Consider the following 13,875-nt stretch of genomic DNA (forward strand, 5'->3'; position numbering starts at 1 on the left):
CTCCCTCTTCTCCCCGACGGGAAGAAGGTGGCTCGAAGAGCCGGATGAGGGTTTTTGTGGCAGGTTCCGCCTTTCGCTTTCCGCTCAAGGCGTCGCTTCGCTCCTCCCCCTTCATCTGCCCTGTCGGGTCCCTTCTCCCCGCCGGGGAGAAGAGAATTCCGGTTACGGCAACATCCGCTCCGCCTTCGGCGGCAGGAAGCTGGCGTCGAACACCTGATCGGCCTTTACATTGCCCTTGAGGCCCATGGAGACCTTCAGCGTATCGATCGAGGCGGCAAGCCGCGCCGGATCGATGCCGCCGAAGCCGTTGGCGACGACATAGGGCGTCCTGATGTTCATGGAATTCGCCATCTTGAGGCGCTCGACCTCGATATCCTTGTTGAGCGTCTCGTTGCGCTTCAGGACGGCGGCGGCACCCTCTTCCGGCTTGGCGACGGCATCGGCGAAGCCCTTGGCGAGCGCCTTGAGGAAACCCTTCACCGCATCCGGGTTCCTGGCGGCGAAATCGGTGTTCACGAGGACGGCGTTGCCATAGAGGTTGAGACCATGCTCAGCCATCAGGATCGTGGCGATATCCTCGTCCTTGATGCCTTGCGCCTTCAGGTTGAGGATGACCGAGAAGGCGAAGCCGAACACCGCGTCGACCTTGCCCTGCGCCAGCATCGGCTCACGGACGGGAAAGCCGATCGATTCGATGGTGATCTTGCTGTCGTCGATCCCGGCGACCTGCTTGAAGGCCTTCCATTGGGCGAATGCGCCATCCGGCGGCGGAGCGCCGAGCTTCTTGCCCTCGAGCGACTTCGGATCGGCGGTGATGCCGAGCGACTTGCGGCCGACGACAGCGAAGGTCGGACGCTCGTAGATCATCATCGCCGCCTTGATCTTCTGCGAGGGGTCCTCGTCCAGGAACTTGATCAGCGAATTGATATCGCCGAAGCCCATCTGGTAGGCGCCCGTCGCCACGCGCGGGATCGCCTCGACCGAGCCGTTGCCGGTGTCGATCGTCACGTCCAGGCCTTCGGCCTTGAAGTAACCCTTGTCCTGGGCGAGCAGGAAGCCGGCGGCGGGGCCCTCGAACTTCCAGTCGAGCGTGAACTTGATCGCCGTATCCGCCAGCGCCGGCCCGGCGGGCATCGAGAAGCCGGAGGCCAGCGCCAGCGCCGCCACGGCCGAAAGTTTCGAAAGCAATCGTCTGCGCGAGATCATGAAAGGTCGTCCCCTCAACGGTTTCTTGTTCGGATGAGTTGCATCCAAACCTTTCTTCAGCCCCCACGCAAGCCAAAATTGCACATAAAGTCATCATATTTTAGTATTGATCAATAAATAATCAAAAGCCTGTTTTGCACACAAAAAACTGCCGTCGTTTTCGGCAGCGGAAACGACCGGTGGACCGTCCGCCGGGACCCGCCTGCGGCGCCGATCCGGCCGGGCAGCCGGAAATCCCGGGACGCGTAAGCATTAAGTGCAATGGTTTCCAATACTTCCGAGCGCTGAACCGCAGGCCGCAGGCCCTTCCCTTTCCTCCTCCGGCAATTGTATAACCGCAAGATCGCCCTTTGGACCCCAGAGCATGCCGATGATCGAAATCCTACTCCTCGTCCTTGTCGTCGTGATGATCGGCATCAACCGCAAGACGGCGAACCGGCTGACCGCGCTCGAAAAGGAAGTGGAAGCGGTCAAGGCCGATCTGCTCAGGCGGCCGGCCATTCCTCTGGCGGCATCGACGGAAGCGGTCCGGGCGGAGGCTCTGGCGGAGACGAGCCGGGAGGAGCCGGTGCCGCCCGTCGAGCTTGCGGCGCGCGAGGCGGCCGGGGAACCCGCTTTGGCGAAGACCGAAACGGCAGAGGCCATGAAGGATGCGGGCACCGGCCACGAGACCGTGGCGCCCGGTCCCGTTCTCCAGCCGGCGGCGGCGGAAAGGCCGCGCGAGAGCCTCGAAAGCTATCTCGGCGCCCGCTGGCCGGTCTGGGTGGGCGGCGTGGCGCTCGCCTTCGGCGGCATCTTCCTGGTGCGCTATTCGATCGAGGCCGGGCTGCTCGGGCCTGCCGCGCGACTGACGCTCGCCGCCCTGTTCGGCCTGATCCTGCTGACTGCGGGAGAACTGGTGCGCCGCCGCGCCATGCCGCAGATGTCCGAACGCTTCAGCAATGCGATGATCCCCGGCGCGCTGACGGCGGCCGGCGCCGTGACGCTGCTCGGCGCGACCTATGCCGCCTATGCCATCTACGAATTCATCGGCCCCACGACGGCTTTCCTGCTGCTCGCACTCGTCTCGTTCGCGACGATTGCGCTGTCGCTCCTGCACGGGCAGGCGCTGGCGGGCCTCGGCCTGCTCGCCTCGCTGGTCACCCCGGCGCTGGTGGCGACCGAGGAACCGAACGCCAACGCGCTTTTCCTCTTCCTCGGCCTGACCTGGCTCGCGGTCAACGCCGCCTCGCGCTTCCGTCAGTGGACTATCGTGCCGACGCTCGCCAATGTCGGCGTTGGGCTCTGGGCGCTTGCCTATATATTCGGCTCGGACGATTTCTCCGCCATGCCTGTAACGCTCGCCCTGATCGTCATGATCGGCGGCACCGGGTTCTTCTGGCCGGGAGCGCGCCATGGCGCCGAGCGGCCGGCCGCTTCCGGCTGGAGCGGGCTTCTCGGCCGGCCGCCGTTGCAGATCACCCTGTCGGTTTCGATCATGACGCTGCTGCCGGCGCTTGCCATGGTGCTGCGCCATACCGAAGGCTCCGGCATGGCGCTGTTTGCCTTCGGAGCGCTTGCCGCCGTGCTCGGCGCGCTCGGGGCCAGCCGCGCCTATGCGGTCTGGCCGGCGATGATCGCGGCGGCCGGCGCGGTACTGGGCATCACGCTGACCGCGCTTTCCTGGCTCGACTATGTCGTGCCGTCGGTCCTGCCCGAACAAACCGACGGCCAGCCGATCCAGACCCTCGCTTTCACCAACGAAATCATCGTCGCCCTGCTTCTCGGCGCCGTTTTCACGCTTCTCGGCTTCGCCTTCCTGAAGCGGTTCCGCAGGGCAGAGCCCGAGTTTTCGACCGTCTGGGCCGTGCTGATGCCTGCGGTGCCGGTGGCGCTTGCGACGATCAGCTTCCTCAACTTCGGCAATCTCGGCCGCGACTGGACGCACGGGCTTTACGGACTGGGGCTTGGCCTCGCATTGCTCGCCGGCGCCGAATGGCTGTTCCGGCGGAGCGACGAGACGGCGCAGGGGCGGATCGACTGGCCCGCCAACCTCATCGTTGCCGGCTCCTTCGCGGGCTTCACGCTGGCGCTGCATGCGCTCAGCAACGGCATCGTCACCACCATCCTCGTCTCGGTGCTCGGCTTCGCCTATGTGCTGGCGATGCGGGTCAGGCCATGGCCGGCCCTTCCGTGGGCGATGGCGGCGGCGACCCTCATCGTCTTCGGCCGCATCGCCTGGGAACCGACGCTGATCGGCCCGAACAGCCTCGGCACGACGCCCTTCCTCAACGCGCTCCTGCCCGGCTACGGCATTCCGACGCTGCTTGCGATCGCCACCGCCTGGATACTCCGGAATTCCCCGGATTTCCGCATCCGCAACGTCATGCAGGCGCTCGCCTCGCTGGCGGCGCTGATGACGATCGCCGTGCTCATCCGCCACGCGATGAACGGCGGCGTATTGGACAGCCGGGTTCCGACGCTCGGCGAGCAGTCGATCTACACGCTGGTCACCGTCGGCTTCTCGGGCGTTCTCATGACACTCGACCTGAGGTCGCCGAGCCCGGTCCTCCGCTTCGGCTCGATGATCGCCGGCGTGATCGCGACCATCAACGTCCTGTCGCTGCATCTCTTCGCGCTCAACCCCTATTTCAGCGGCGAGAACACCGGCCCCTGGCCTTTCTTCAACCTGCTGCTCCTCGGCTATCTCCTGCCGGCACTCGCCTATGGCCTCGTCGCCTTTCATGCGCGCGGCCGCCGGCCGATGCCCTATGTCGTCATGCTGGCGCTGGCCGGCGCGGTGCTCGGCTTCCTGTGGGCGACGCTGTCGGTGCGCCGTTTCTGGCAGGGCGAGAACATCGCCGACTGGAAGGGTTTCCTGCAGGGAGAGACCTATACCTATTCGGTCGTGTGGCTGCTGATCGGCGTGGCGCTGCTCGTGCTCGGCTCGCGGCTCGACGCGCGCAGCCTGCGGCTTGCCTCGGCAGGCCTCGTGCTGATCGCCGTGGTCAAGGTGTTCCTCATCGACATGTCGAACCTCGAAGGAATCCTGAGGGCGCTGTCCTTCATCGGACTCGGCGCGGTGCTGATCGGGATCGGGCTTTTCTACCAGCGCATTCTGGTAAAGAAGAACGGCGCACCCGCCACCACCGATTCTGAGGAACCAGCCTCGTGACAGCATCGCTCGCCGCCGCCTTCTCGCCCTTCGAAACGCTTGCCGGAACCCTGATCCCCCACGCGACGCAAGGCGACGACGGCTCGCACGACATCGCCCATATCCTGCGCGTCTTCAAGAACGCCATGCGCATCCACGCGCGCGAAGGCGGCAACGGCACGGTGCTGGCGGCAGCCGTCCTGCTGCACGATTGCGTCGCGGTGGAGAAGAATTCGCCGCTGCGGTCCCAGGCCTCGCGGCTCGCCGCGGAAAAGGCCTCGGCGATCCTCGCCGAACTCGGATGGCCGGAGGCGGATGTCTCCGCCGTCGCCCACGCGGTCGCGGCTCACAGTTTTTCGGCGAACATAACGCCCGAAACGCTGGAGGCGAAAATCCTGCAGGATGCGGACCGGCTGGATGCGATCGGCATCGTGGGCGCGGCGCGGTGCTTCTATATCGCCGGCCGCATGGGATCGAGCCTCTACGATCCGGCCGATCCGCTTGCCAGGGAACGGCCGCTCGACGACAAGAGCTTTGCGATCGACCATTTCGAGGTGAAGCTGTTCAAGCTCGCCGACGGGTTCGGGACCGCGACCGGCCGGACGCTTGCGGCCGAGCGGCATGAGCGGCTGAAACAGATCCGGGACCTCTTCATCGACGAAATCTGAAGGATACCCTCATGCGCGTCAGTGAACTGAACTTCTATCCCCTGAAGAGCGGCCGCGGCATCGCGCTTGCCGAGGCCGAGATCGCCCCGGAAGGCATTCCCGGCGACCGGCGGATGATGGTGACCGACGCATCCGGCCATTTCATCACCCAGCGGGAACTGCAGGCCCTGGCGCAGATCCAGGTGACGCCGGAAGACGGCGGCTTCCGCTTTGCCATGGACGGCAGGGGTGAGCTCCATGTGGCGCAGCCGCCGGCTGACCGGCGCATGGATGTGGCGGTGTGGAGATCGATCGTGAATGCCGCAGTGGCGGACGAAGCGGTCAACGACACCCTGTCCGGGTGGCTCGGCCGCGACGTGCGGCTCGTCTTTTTCGACCGGCAGGCAGAGCGCACGGCCAGCCCCGAATGGGCCGGGCCGGACATGCCCGTCACGTTTGCCGACGGCTATCAGGTTCTCGTCACCACGACCGGATCGCTCGCGGCGCTCAATGCGGACATGGCGAAACACGGCGAGGGATCGGTCGGCATAGAGCGCTTCCGGCCGAACATCGTGCTCGACCATGACGAGGCCTGGGCGGAAGACAATTGGGAAGGCATCGAGATCGCCGGCATCCGCTTCGACTTTGCCAAACCCTGCGCCCGCTGCATCATGACGACGCAGGACCAGAAGACGGGCTCGCGCGAGGTGCCGAGCCCGATGCCGGCCATGGGCCGCATCCGCATGTCGGCGGACCGGCGGGTGCCCGGTCCCCTCTTCGGCTGGAACGCCGTGCCGCGCAGCACCGGGCGGATCAGGATCGGAGACGGGGCAACGGTCATCGCGGAGCGCGAGGCCTGGGCGATCAAGCGGCGGGGATAAGCGGATCAGGCGATCTTGATCGCCTTCGCATGGAGCCCCGATCACCTCTCCTGTTGCAACTGCCGGAAAATGCCGCTTCGGAGAACCCGGCGGGGTCTGATCCGGGTCACTCCGCCGGATTCAATGTCGCAGTTGGGGCGGCAGACGGGGTATCTACCTGCCGCGACGGGCGGCTCAGGCGGCCGTGGCCGATGAGCATGGTCGCAAACGCCACCGCGCCGCCGGCGACCGCCACCCAGAAGCCGTTCGAGGCGCCATAGGCATCGATCGTCCATCCGGCGACGGAGGAGCCGGCCGCGAAGCCGATGCCGACGCCAGTCATCGCGTAGGTGATGCCTTCCGTGAGCTGCGAGGCGGGCACGATGCGCTCGATCAGGCTCATGCCGGTGATGAAGGTCGGCGAGATCGCCGCGCCGGCAAAGAAGACCACCAGCGTCAACGTCCAGAGATTGCCGACGAAAGGCATGGGCAGCGTGGTGACGGCGGCGATGAGGCTCACGAAGACGAGGCGGCGGGCCAGCGGCGTCTCGAACCTGATGGCGCCGACGACGAGGCCGACGATGAAAGAGCCCGCGGCATAGGCCGACAGGACATAGCTCGCCGCTCCCTTGTTGCCCATGGCTTCCGCGAAGGCGACCACGGAGACCTCGGCCGTGCCGAAGATCGCGCCCATGCCGGCGAAGACGGCGACCACGAACCACATGGGAACAAGCCGCATGACCGAGCCGCCGCCCGTCTGGCGCCGCGGATCGACCCGGGGCTCGGTGGATTTCTGGGCGACGAAAAGCGCAGTCCCGATCACCAGGAAGGCCGCGGAGGCGAGCACGCCCGCCTCGGGAAAGAAGGTGACGCTGAGACCGATGCCCAGCACCGGACCGAAGATATAGACCACTTCGTCCAGCACGGATTCGAAGGCGAAGGCCGTGTGCAGTTCCGGCCGGTCGCGATAGATTTCCGTCCAGCGGGCGCGCACCAGCGCCATCATGCTCGGCATCAGGCCGGCGATCACCGCGAAGACGAAGAGCATCCAGTTGGGCCAGCGCAGCCAGGCGGCCGCCGCAAGCCCGAGCATGGCGACGAAGGTGACGACCGTCGTCGGCACAAGAACCGCCGACTGGCCCTTCCTGTCCACCCAGCGCGAGACCTGGGGCGCGATGAAGGCGTTGGCAAGCGCGAACGTGGCGGAAACCGCACCGGCGATCCAGTATTCGCCGTGGGTCTGGGACAGCATGGCGACAAGGCCGATCGTCGTCATCGGCAATGGGAGACGGGCTACGAAGCCTGCAGCGGAAAAACCCCTGGTTCCCGGTCGCCGGAATATTTCACGGTAGGGATTGGGCATGTCGGATTCCTTGCGTTATCTTGGGATGACCTTTACATACGCCGCGTATGAGAGTTGAATAGACGCATACGCGACGTATGTCAATTCACATACGTCGCGTATGCCAATATTTCCGGAGTCCACATGGCGCCCAAGACCCTCCCCAGGCCGCGCAAGGAAATGATCGCCGAAACCCGGGCCAAGCTGATTGCCGCCGGACGGCACGCTTTTGCCGCCAAAGGCTATGCCGACGCTTCCATGGACGATTTCACCGCGGAAGCGGGGCTGACGCGCGGCGCCCTCTACCATCATTTCGGCGACAAGAAGGGCCTGCTTCAGGCGGTGATCGCCGAGATCGACGCGGAAATGTCAGCCCGGCTCTGCGCCATTTCCGGCCAGGCGAAAACCGCATGGCAGGGTCTGCTCGACGAAAGCGTGGCCTATATCGAGATGGCGCTGGAGCCCGAGATCCAGCGCATCATGCTGCTCGACGGGCCGGCCGTGCTCGGCGATCCGTCGCAATGGCCGAACCAGAACGCCTGCGTCCGCACCATGACCGCCAGCATCCAGAAGCTGATCGACGAGAATACGATCCGCGAGGTCGACCCGGAAGCGGCTGCGCGGCTGATCAACGGCACGACGCTCAGCGCCGCGCTGTGGATCGCCGGCGCCGAAAATCCGCAAGCGGTGTCGAAAAAGGCGGTCGAGACATTTCTGGTGATGGTCTCCGGACTGCTCAAGGAGAAGGCGGAGGATTGAGGGCGCCGCGAACGACCGGACCGCAACGTCGGGAAGATTTCGTGCCGGCCGTCGTCAATCTGTGGTTAGATGGCTGACGGATTCCCTTTCACGATTCAATCCGATGCCGGTTTTTCATCTGCCATGTCCTTTTCAGATTTCGTCTATCGCCCCTTCGAAACGCTGATCCGTCCGCTCGACATTCCCTTTCGGCGCCTGCCTTCCCGCGGTCCCTTCACGCTTCTCCTGCACTTCATCAGGATGTTCCGGGGAATTCTCGTTTCCATCGCGGTCTTTGCCATGCTGGTGGAAGGCATCAACCTTTTCCTGATCTGGAGCCTGTCGATCATCGTCGACGGGGTCGTCGCGAAGGGCGCGGCGGCCTTCCTGCAGGACGACTGGCATCTGCTCGCCGTCATGGCCGCCCTGCTGTTTCCGATCCTGCCCCTCTTCGCATTTCTCGCCAATGCGCTTGCCTCACAGGCGATTGCCGTGTGCATGCCGGCGGCGATCCAGTGGCAGGGGCACAAGGCGGTCGAACGACAGGATCTTGGTTTTTTTCATGATCTTTTCGCCGGCCAGGTGGCCTCGCGCCTGTCACAGGTCGCCTCAGCCGTCCAGCAGCAGGTAGTCGTCGCCTTTCACACGATCCCGCATTTCCTGGTTCAGTTCGCCGGGTCGCTGTTCCTGCTGGGGACGGTCGCCTGGCCACTGGCGCTGCCGGTTTTCATCTGGGTGATCGCGAGCATCGTCATCGCCGTCGTAGCGGTCCCGCACTTCACCGAACGATCCCGCCGTTCGGCTCGCCAGCGCAGCCTTCTGGTCGGTTCGATGACCGACCTCTACAGCAACATCCAGATGGTGAAGCAGTTCGCCGCGGAAGACAGCGAAGCCGGTGCGTTGCGCCACGCTTTCGCGAAGGCGGTGGAAACCCAGCAGAAGGAGCGGCGTATCTACCTGACGACCGACACCGGCATTCTGATGCTCAACGTCCTCCTGTGGCTTGCCATGCTGACCATCGGCTTCCGGGGCATGGTGGCGGGCTTCATCAGCACCGGCCAGTTCGTCGCCGCGCTCTACATCACCCAGCGCCTGTCTGGGAACGCCCGGGCATTTCTGCAGATGGGCCAGCAGGTTTTCCAGGCCGTCGGCACCATCCGCGACGCCATGCCGGTGATGACCACGCCGCCAGCGATTACGGACGCGCCGGACGCAGCACCGCTCGCCGTTTCACGCGGCGAGATACGCTTCGAGAATGCCGGATTTGCATACCGGCCGGAGAGAAAGGTGATCGACGCCCTGTCCCTGACCGTTCAAGCGGGCGAGAAAGTCGGACTGGTCGGGGTTTCCGGGGCGGGCAAGACCACATTGGTCAATCTGCTGCTGCGGTTCTATGACCTGAAGAGCGGCTCGATCCTGATCGATGGCCAGGACATCCGGTCGGTGACGCAGGCAAGCCTCAGGGAAAATATCGGCGTCATTTCCCAGGAGGTCGCCCTGCTGCATCGTTCGGTCGGCGACAACATCCGCTACGGCCGGCCGGCCGCGTCGCAGCAGGAGATCGAACAGGCCGCGAAGGCCGCACAGGCCGATGGCTTCATCGCAGACCTCGCCGACAGCGAAGGGCGCAAGGGGTATGACGCCTTCGTCGGCGACCGGGGCGTGAAGCTGTCCGGCGGGCAGCGGCAGCGCGTGGCGATCGCGCGGGTGCTTCTCAAGGATGCTCCGATCCTCGTGCTGGACGAGGCGACCTCCGCCCTCGACAGCGAGTCGGAAGCGGCGATCCAGGAGAAACTGGCCATGCTGATGGAAGGCAAGACAGTGATCGCCATCGCGCACCGCCTGTCGACGATCGCGAAGATGGACCGGATCATCGTTCTCGACAAGGGACGCATCATAGAGGAGGGAACGCCCGATCAACTGGCTGCGCGCGATGGCCTTTATGCCCGTCTCTGGAGACGGCAGACCGGCGGCTATATCGCCGCCGACGATGACGCCTCCTGAGATTTCCGCCGGGAGCCGCCCCGCCGGCCTCCCTCGCCGCGACACTCCCGCGTCACGCATGGCAGCTATTCCCAAAAACCGGTTGTCCGCCCAGTTTGCGAATAGTCAAAACGAAGCATAGCATCCCTCCTGTCCATCCCTGCTCCAGCCGGCCTGCCCTACGGCCGGCCGCACACGCGCCCCGAAAGAGACTGCCCACATGACATCTCGGTCCACCGGCCTCCTGTGCGCCTTGACGGCCGTGACCATCTTCTCCGTGCAGGACGGCATTTCGAAACATCTCGGCACCGCCTACCCGCCGATCTTCGTGACGATGGTCCGCTACTGGGCATTTGCCGGTTTCGCGCTCGTTCTCGCCAGCCGCTCGCCCGTCGGCCTCAAAGGCGCGGTCACGGCCAAGCGGCTCTGGCTGCAGATCGCCCGCGGCGTTCTGTTGGCCCTGCAGATCGTCGTGTCGATCACCTCGTTCTCCCGGGTCGGGCTGGCCGCCAGCCATACGATCTTCGCCGCGACGCCGCTCGTCGTCGCCTGTCTCTCGGTGCCGCTGCTCGGAGAAAAGGTCGGCTGGCGCCGCTGGACGGCGATCGGCATCGGCTTCGTCGGCATCCTGCTGATCGTCAATCCGCTGCATGCGACGTTCGATGCGAAGATCGTCATTCCGATCGTCGCCACGCTGATGTTCGGGCTCTATTCGGTGATGACCCGGCTTGCGAGCCGCACGGACACGGCGGACACGTCCTTCTTCTACACCGGCGTGGCGGGTGCCGCCGCCATCACGCTCATCGGCCCGTTCTACTGGACGAACATCACGCCCGGCGACTGGCTCTGGATGCTCGTGCTCTGCATAACCGGCATGACGGGCCACTACCTCCTGATCCGCGCCTTCGACCTGCTCGACGCGGTCGTCGTGCAGCCGATGTCCTACATCCAGTCCGTGCTGGTCTGCCTGATCGGCGTCTTCGTCTTCGGCGAGGTCATGACCGTCAACATGATCGCCGGCAGCGCCATCGTCATCGGCGCCGGCATCTTCACCATCTGGCGCGAGGCCCGGCTCGGACGCACGCCGCCGCCGGCCATCGACCCGCCCGGCACGCCGTGACCGCCATCCGCACATCAAATGCGGTGATGGGTTGATTGAGCAAAACTTGTTTTATGAATCGCCGCGCAGACAGTATGATTTCCCACAGCATCGGCCCGAAAACCGGAATCGATTTTCGGAAAGCACGATACGTCGCTTCAATAGATTAAAGCATCCTTTGTGCGCCCCAAAGGACGCACGGCGCCCCAATCGTGTAGAGGAGGAAACCCATGAGCCAATCCAAGCCCCTGGCTGCCCGCGCTTCCATGCCCTGGCTGATCATCACCGCCGGCGCATTGATCGCCATGCTGACCTTCGGCCCGCGCTCCGCAATGGGCTTCTTCCAGCTTCCGATGCTCGCCGATACCGGCTGGGACCGCTCCACATTCGGCCTTGCCATGGCGATCCAGAACCTCGCCTGGGGCCTCGGCCAGCCCTTCTTCGGGGCGCTCGCCGACAAATACGGCACGGGACGGGTGCTGACATTCTCCGGCCTGCTTTATGCCGCCGGCCTTTTCCTGATGTCCTCGGCCCATTCGATCCCCATCCTGCATCTCTCCGGCGGCGTGATGGTGGGGCTTGCCGTGGGCGCCGGCTCCTTCGGCACGATCCTTTCCGCCTTCGCCCGCAACGTGACGCCCGAACAGCGTTCGGTGGCCTTCGGCATCGGCACGGCGGCGGGTTCCGCCGGCATGTTCCTCTTCGCGCCCCTGAGCCAGGCGCTGATCAGCACCTACGGCTGGTCGGACAGCCTGGTCATCATGGGCTTCATGATGCTCGCCATCCCCCTGCTCGCCTGGCCCCTGCGCGGCAACGCCCGCTCCGGCACGCAGTCCAGAAGCGAGGTCGACCAGACCGTCGGCCAGGCGCTGCGCGAGGCCTTCAGCCACCAGAGCTATCTTCTGCTCACATCGGGTTTCTTCGTCTGCGGCTTCCAGGTCGCCTTCATCACCGCGCATTTCCCGGCCTATCTCGGCGATATCGGCATAGACGCCCGCTACGCGGTGATCGCCATGGCGCTGATCGGCTTCTTCAACGTCATCGGCTCGTTCAGCGCCGGGATGATCGGCCAGCGTTATTCGAAGCCCTATTTCCTGGCCTATATCTACCTTGCCCGCTCGGTCGCGGTGACCGTCTTCCTCGTCCTGCCGCAGACGCCCCTTTCGGTCATCGTTTTCGCGATCGTCATGGGGCTGCTCTGGCTCTCCACGGTGCCGCCGACCAACGGGCTCGTCGCCATCATGTTCGGCACGCGGCATCTCGGGCTTCTCGGCGGCATCGTCTTTCTGTCGCACCAGGTGGGATCGTTCCTGGGCGTATGGATGGGCGGCTTCCTCTACGACCGGTTCGGCTCCTACGATCCGGTCTGGTGGCTGGGCGTCGCGCTCGGCGTCTTCGCCGCGGTCGTGCATTGGCCGATCCAGGAAAGGCCGGTCGACAGGACGGCGCTCATCGCCGCGCAGCCGGCCGAATAGGAAATCACCCCGCCTGACGCTCGGCCGCCCGGGACAGGGCCTTCAACGCCGCCTGCACGAAACCGTCGCGGGCGGCGTTTTCCGTCAGGCCACGGGGTTCGTAGACATGCCGGTGCAGGAAAAAGCCGGTCAGGCGGAAGGCCGACGCCATGCTTTCCCGATCCGCCGCACGCGCCGCCCCTTCTCCCAGGAAGGCCGGCAGAGCCAGCATCCGGTCGGCATAGGGAGCCCCGGCCTCGCGGCAGACGGCGCGGCCAGTCTTCGGCGAGACGTAGACGAGTTCTTCCCTCGCCCCCGTGGCGGCGCATTCGGAAAGATCGAGGCCGAATCCCAGATCGTTCAGGACCGCCAGCTCGAAGCGCACGAAAAGCTCGCCTGCGTCGGCCGGATCGTCCAGCGCATCGAGGATGACGTCGAGCGCCTCGAACAGATGCGGATGCGGATCGCGCTCGGGAAGAAGCCGCAGAAGCGCGCCCATCGCCTGCACGCCGTAGACGGCGGTCGCGGTTTCCATGAGCTTTGCCGCACGCAGCCGGATCGGCTCCAGCTTGAACTCGCCGAGATGTTCGTCGAGCCGGGCCCGCCAGACGGCCTCCACCCGGTTTCCCGCCTGCAGGACGGGCTGCATGGCCCGCGACCGGCCGGCGCGCACGAGGCCCAGATGCCGGCCGCGCTCACGGGTCATCAGTTCGGCGATGACGCTCGTCTCGCCGTGGCGCTTGATGCCGATGATGATCCCTTCGTCCTGCCACTGCATGTGATGATTCAACATCCTTCCGGAACGATTCAACACTACCCCATAAGGGGTTCAGACTGAATCGCTTTTTGCTCCCGCGGTCCTTCCCGCAAACGTGACGATGCGCCGGCTTGCCTGGAACAAAAAGGGCTCCATCTGGATTCCTGTGCGGAAAGTTCACAATGCCGCACGACGCGCCCGGGAGCCCCCATGAAACACGCCCTTCTCGCCGCCCTCACCCTTGCCGCCCCCATTCTTCCGGCCATGCCTGCCGCGCTTCTCACCGCTTCCCCCGCGGCCGCCCAGTCGCCGCAGCTCGAACAGGCCTGCATCGCGGTCGCCAGGAATTTCCTGCTGGCGCCGGTCATCAAGACCGGCATCGTGCAGTCCTTCCCCGAACTCGACCCGCCGGGCGCGCGGCTGACCTATTCCACCCGCGAGGACGCCAAGCCGACCGATTTCAGCAACGAGATCGAATGCCAGTTCGACAAGGCGCAGCCGCCCTTCAGCCTGCTGCGCTTCTGCATATCGAGAACCTGCTACGGCCCGAACGAGCAGGAACCGGAGAACCGGCGGCGCTATCAGGAAGTCAAGGCGCTGATGGACCGGGCGAAGAAGTAACGGGTCCGAGGATCTGACCACAGACCGGCATATGC

Annotated in this window: 11 protein-coding genes; 8 read left to right on the top strand and 3 right to left on the bottom strand. The window is 65.1% G+C overall.

Annotation, left to right across the window (positions count from 1 at the left end):
• Positions 1-162: 162 nt before the first annotated feature.
• Positions 163-1,206 (bottom strand): ABC transporter substrate-binding protein, encoded by a 1,044-nt coding sequence (locus ACFFP0_RS20550; protein ID WP_377264059.1) that lies wholly within the window; start codon positions 1,204-1,206, stop codon positions 163-165.
• Positions 1,207-1,576: 370 nt separating this feature from the next.
• On the opposite strand from ACFFP0_RS20550, the gene ACFFP0_RS20555 reads away from it, so the two are divergent.
• From ACFFP0_RS20555 to ACFFP0_RS20565, 3 genes are read left to right on the top strand one after another with little or no spacing between them, the layout of a single operon-like run.
• Positions 1,577-4,360 (top strand): DUF2339 domain-containing protein, encoded by a 2,784-nt coding sequence (locus ACFFP0_RS20555; RefSeq protein ID WP_377264060.1) that lies wholly within the window; start codon positions 1,577-1,579, stop codon positions 4,358-4,360.
• Positions 4,357-5,007, top strand: a complete 651-nt coding sequence (locus tag ACFFP0_RS20560) for an HD domain-containing protein (RefSeq protein WP_377264061.1) — start codon at positions 4,357-4,359, stop codon at positions 5,005-5,007. Before ACFFP0_RS20555 ends, ACFFP0_RS20560 begins: the two co-directional genes overlap by 4 nt.
• An 11-nt stretch (positions 5,008-5,018) precedes the next feature.
• Positions 5,019-5,867: an MOSC domain-containing protein gene (locus ACFFP0_RS20565; protein WP_377264062.1), complete on the top strand. Its 849-nt coding sequence runs from the start codon at positions 5,019-5,021 to the stop codon at positions 5,865-5,867.
• A gap of 106 nt (positions 5,868-5,973) precedes the next feature.
• Here the strand turns inward: ACFFP0_RS20565 and ACFFP0_RS20570 are convergent, their stop codons facing one another.
• Positions 5,974-7,209 (bottom strand): MFS transporter, encoded by a 1,236-nt coding sequence (locus ACFFP0_RS20570; RefSeq protein WP_377264063.1) that lies wholly within the window; start codon positions 7,207-7,209, stop codon positions 5,974-5,976.
• Between the two features lie 123 nt (positions 7,210-7,332).
• Between ACFFP0_RS20570 and ACFFP0_RS20575 the strand changes: the two genes are divergently transcribed.
• The 4 genes from ACFFP0_RS20575 to ACFFP0_RS20590 all read left to right on the top strand — a co-directional run bounded on the left by ACFFP0_RS20575 (position 7,333) and on the right by ACFFP0_RS20590 (position 12,483).
• Positions 7,333-7,947, top strand: coding sequence for a TetR/AcrR family transcriptional regulator (locus tag ACFFP0_RS20575; RefSeq protein WP_377264064.1), 615 nt, complete (start codon positions 7,333-7,335; stop codon positions 7,945-7,947).
• A 123-nt stretch (positions 7,948-8,070) separates the two neighbouring features.
• A complete protein-coding gene (locus tag ACFFP0_RS20580; RefSeq protein WP_377264065.1) occupies positions 8,071-9,930 on the top strand; it encodes an ABC transporter ATP-binding protein in 1,860 nt (619 codons plus the stop codon).
• 199 nt (positions 9,931-10,129) lie between these two features.
• Complete coding sequence (locus ACFFP0_RS20585; protein WP_377264066.1) at positions 10,130-11,029, top strand: DMT family transporter; 900 nt, start codon at positions 10,130-10,132, stop codon at positions 11,027-11,029.
• Positions 11,030-11,238: 209 nt separating this feature from the next.
• Positions 11,239-12,483, top strand: coding sequence for an MFS transporter (locus ACFFP0_RS20590; RefSeq protein ID WP_377264067.1), 1,245 nt, complete (start codon positions 11,239-11,241; stop codon positions 12,481-12,483).
• Between the two features lie 4 nt (positions 12,484-12,487).
• On the opposite strand, the gene recO is transcribed toward ACFFP0_RS20590, so the two are convergent.
• On the bottom strand, positions 12,488-13,240 hold the full coding sequence (recO, locus tag ACFFP0_RS20595) for a DNA repair protein RecO (protein WP_377264068.1): 753 nt from the start codon (positions 13,238-13,240) through the stop codon (positions 12,488-12,490).
• Positions 13,241-13,429: 189 nt separating this feature from the next.
• Here recO and ACFFP0_RS20600 point away from each other — a divergent pair, with 189 nt between their 5' ends.
• The gene (locus ACFFP0_RS20600; RefSeq protein WP_377264069.1) at positions 13,430-13,840 is read left to right on the top strand and encodes a hypothetical protein; all 411 of its coding nucleotides are present in this window, start codon (positions 13,430-13,432) and stop codon (positions 13,838-13,840) included.
• Positions 13,841-13,875: the final 35 nt, after the last annotated feature.

Source organism: Neorhizobium puerariae (assembly GCF_042429745.1).
GTDB lineage: Bacteria > Pseudomonadota > Alphaproteobacteria > Rhizobiales > Rhizobiaceae > Neorhizobium > Neorhizobium puerariae.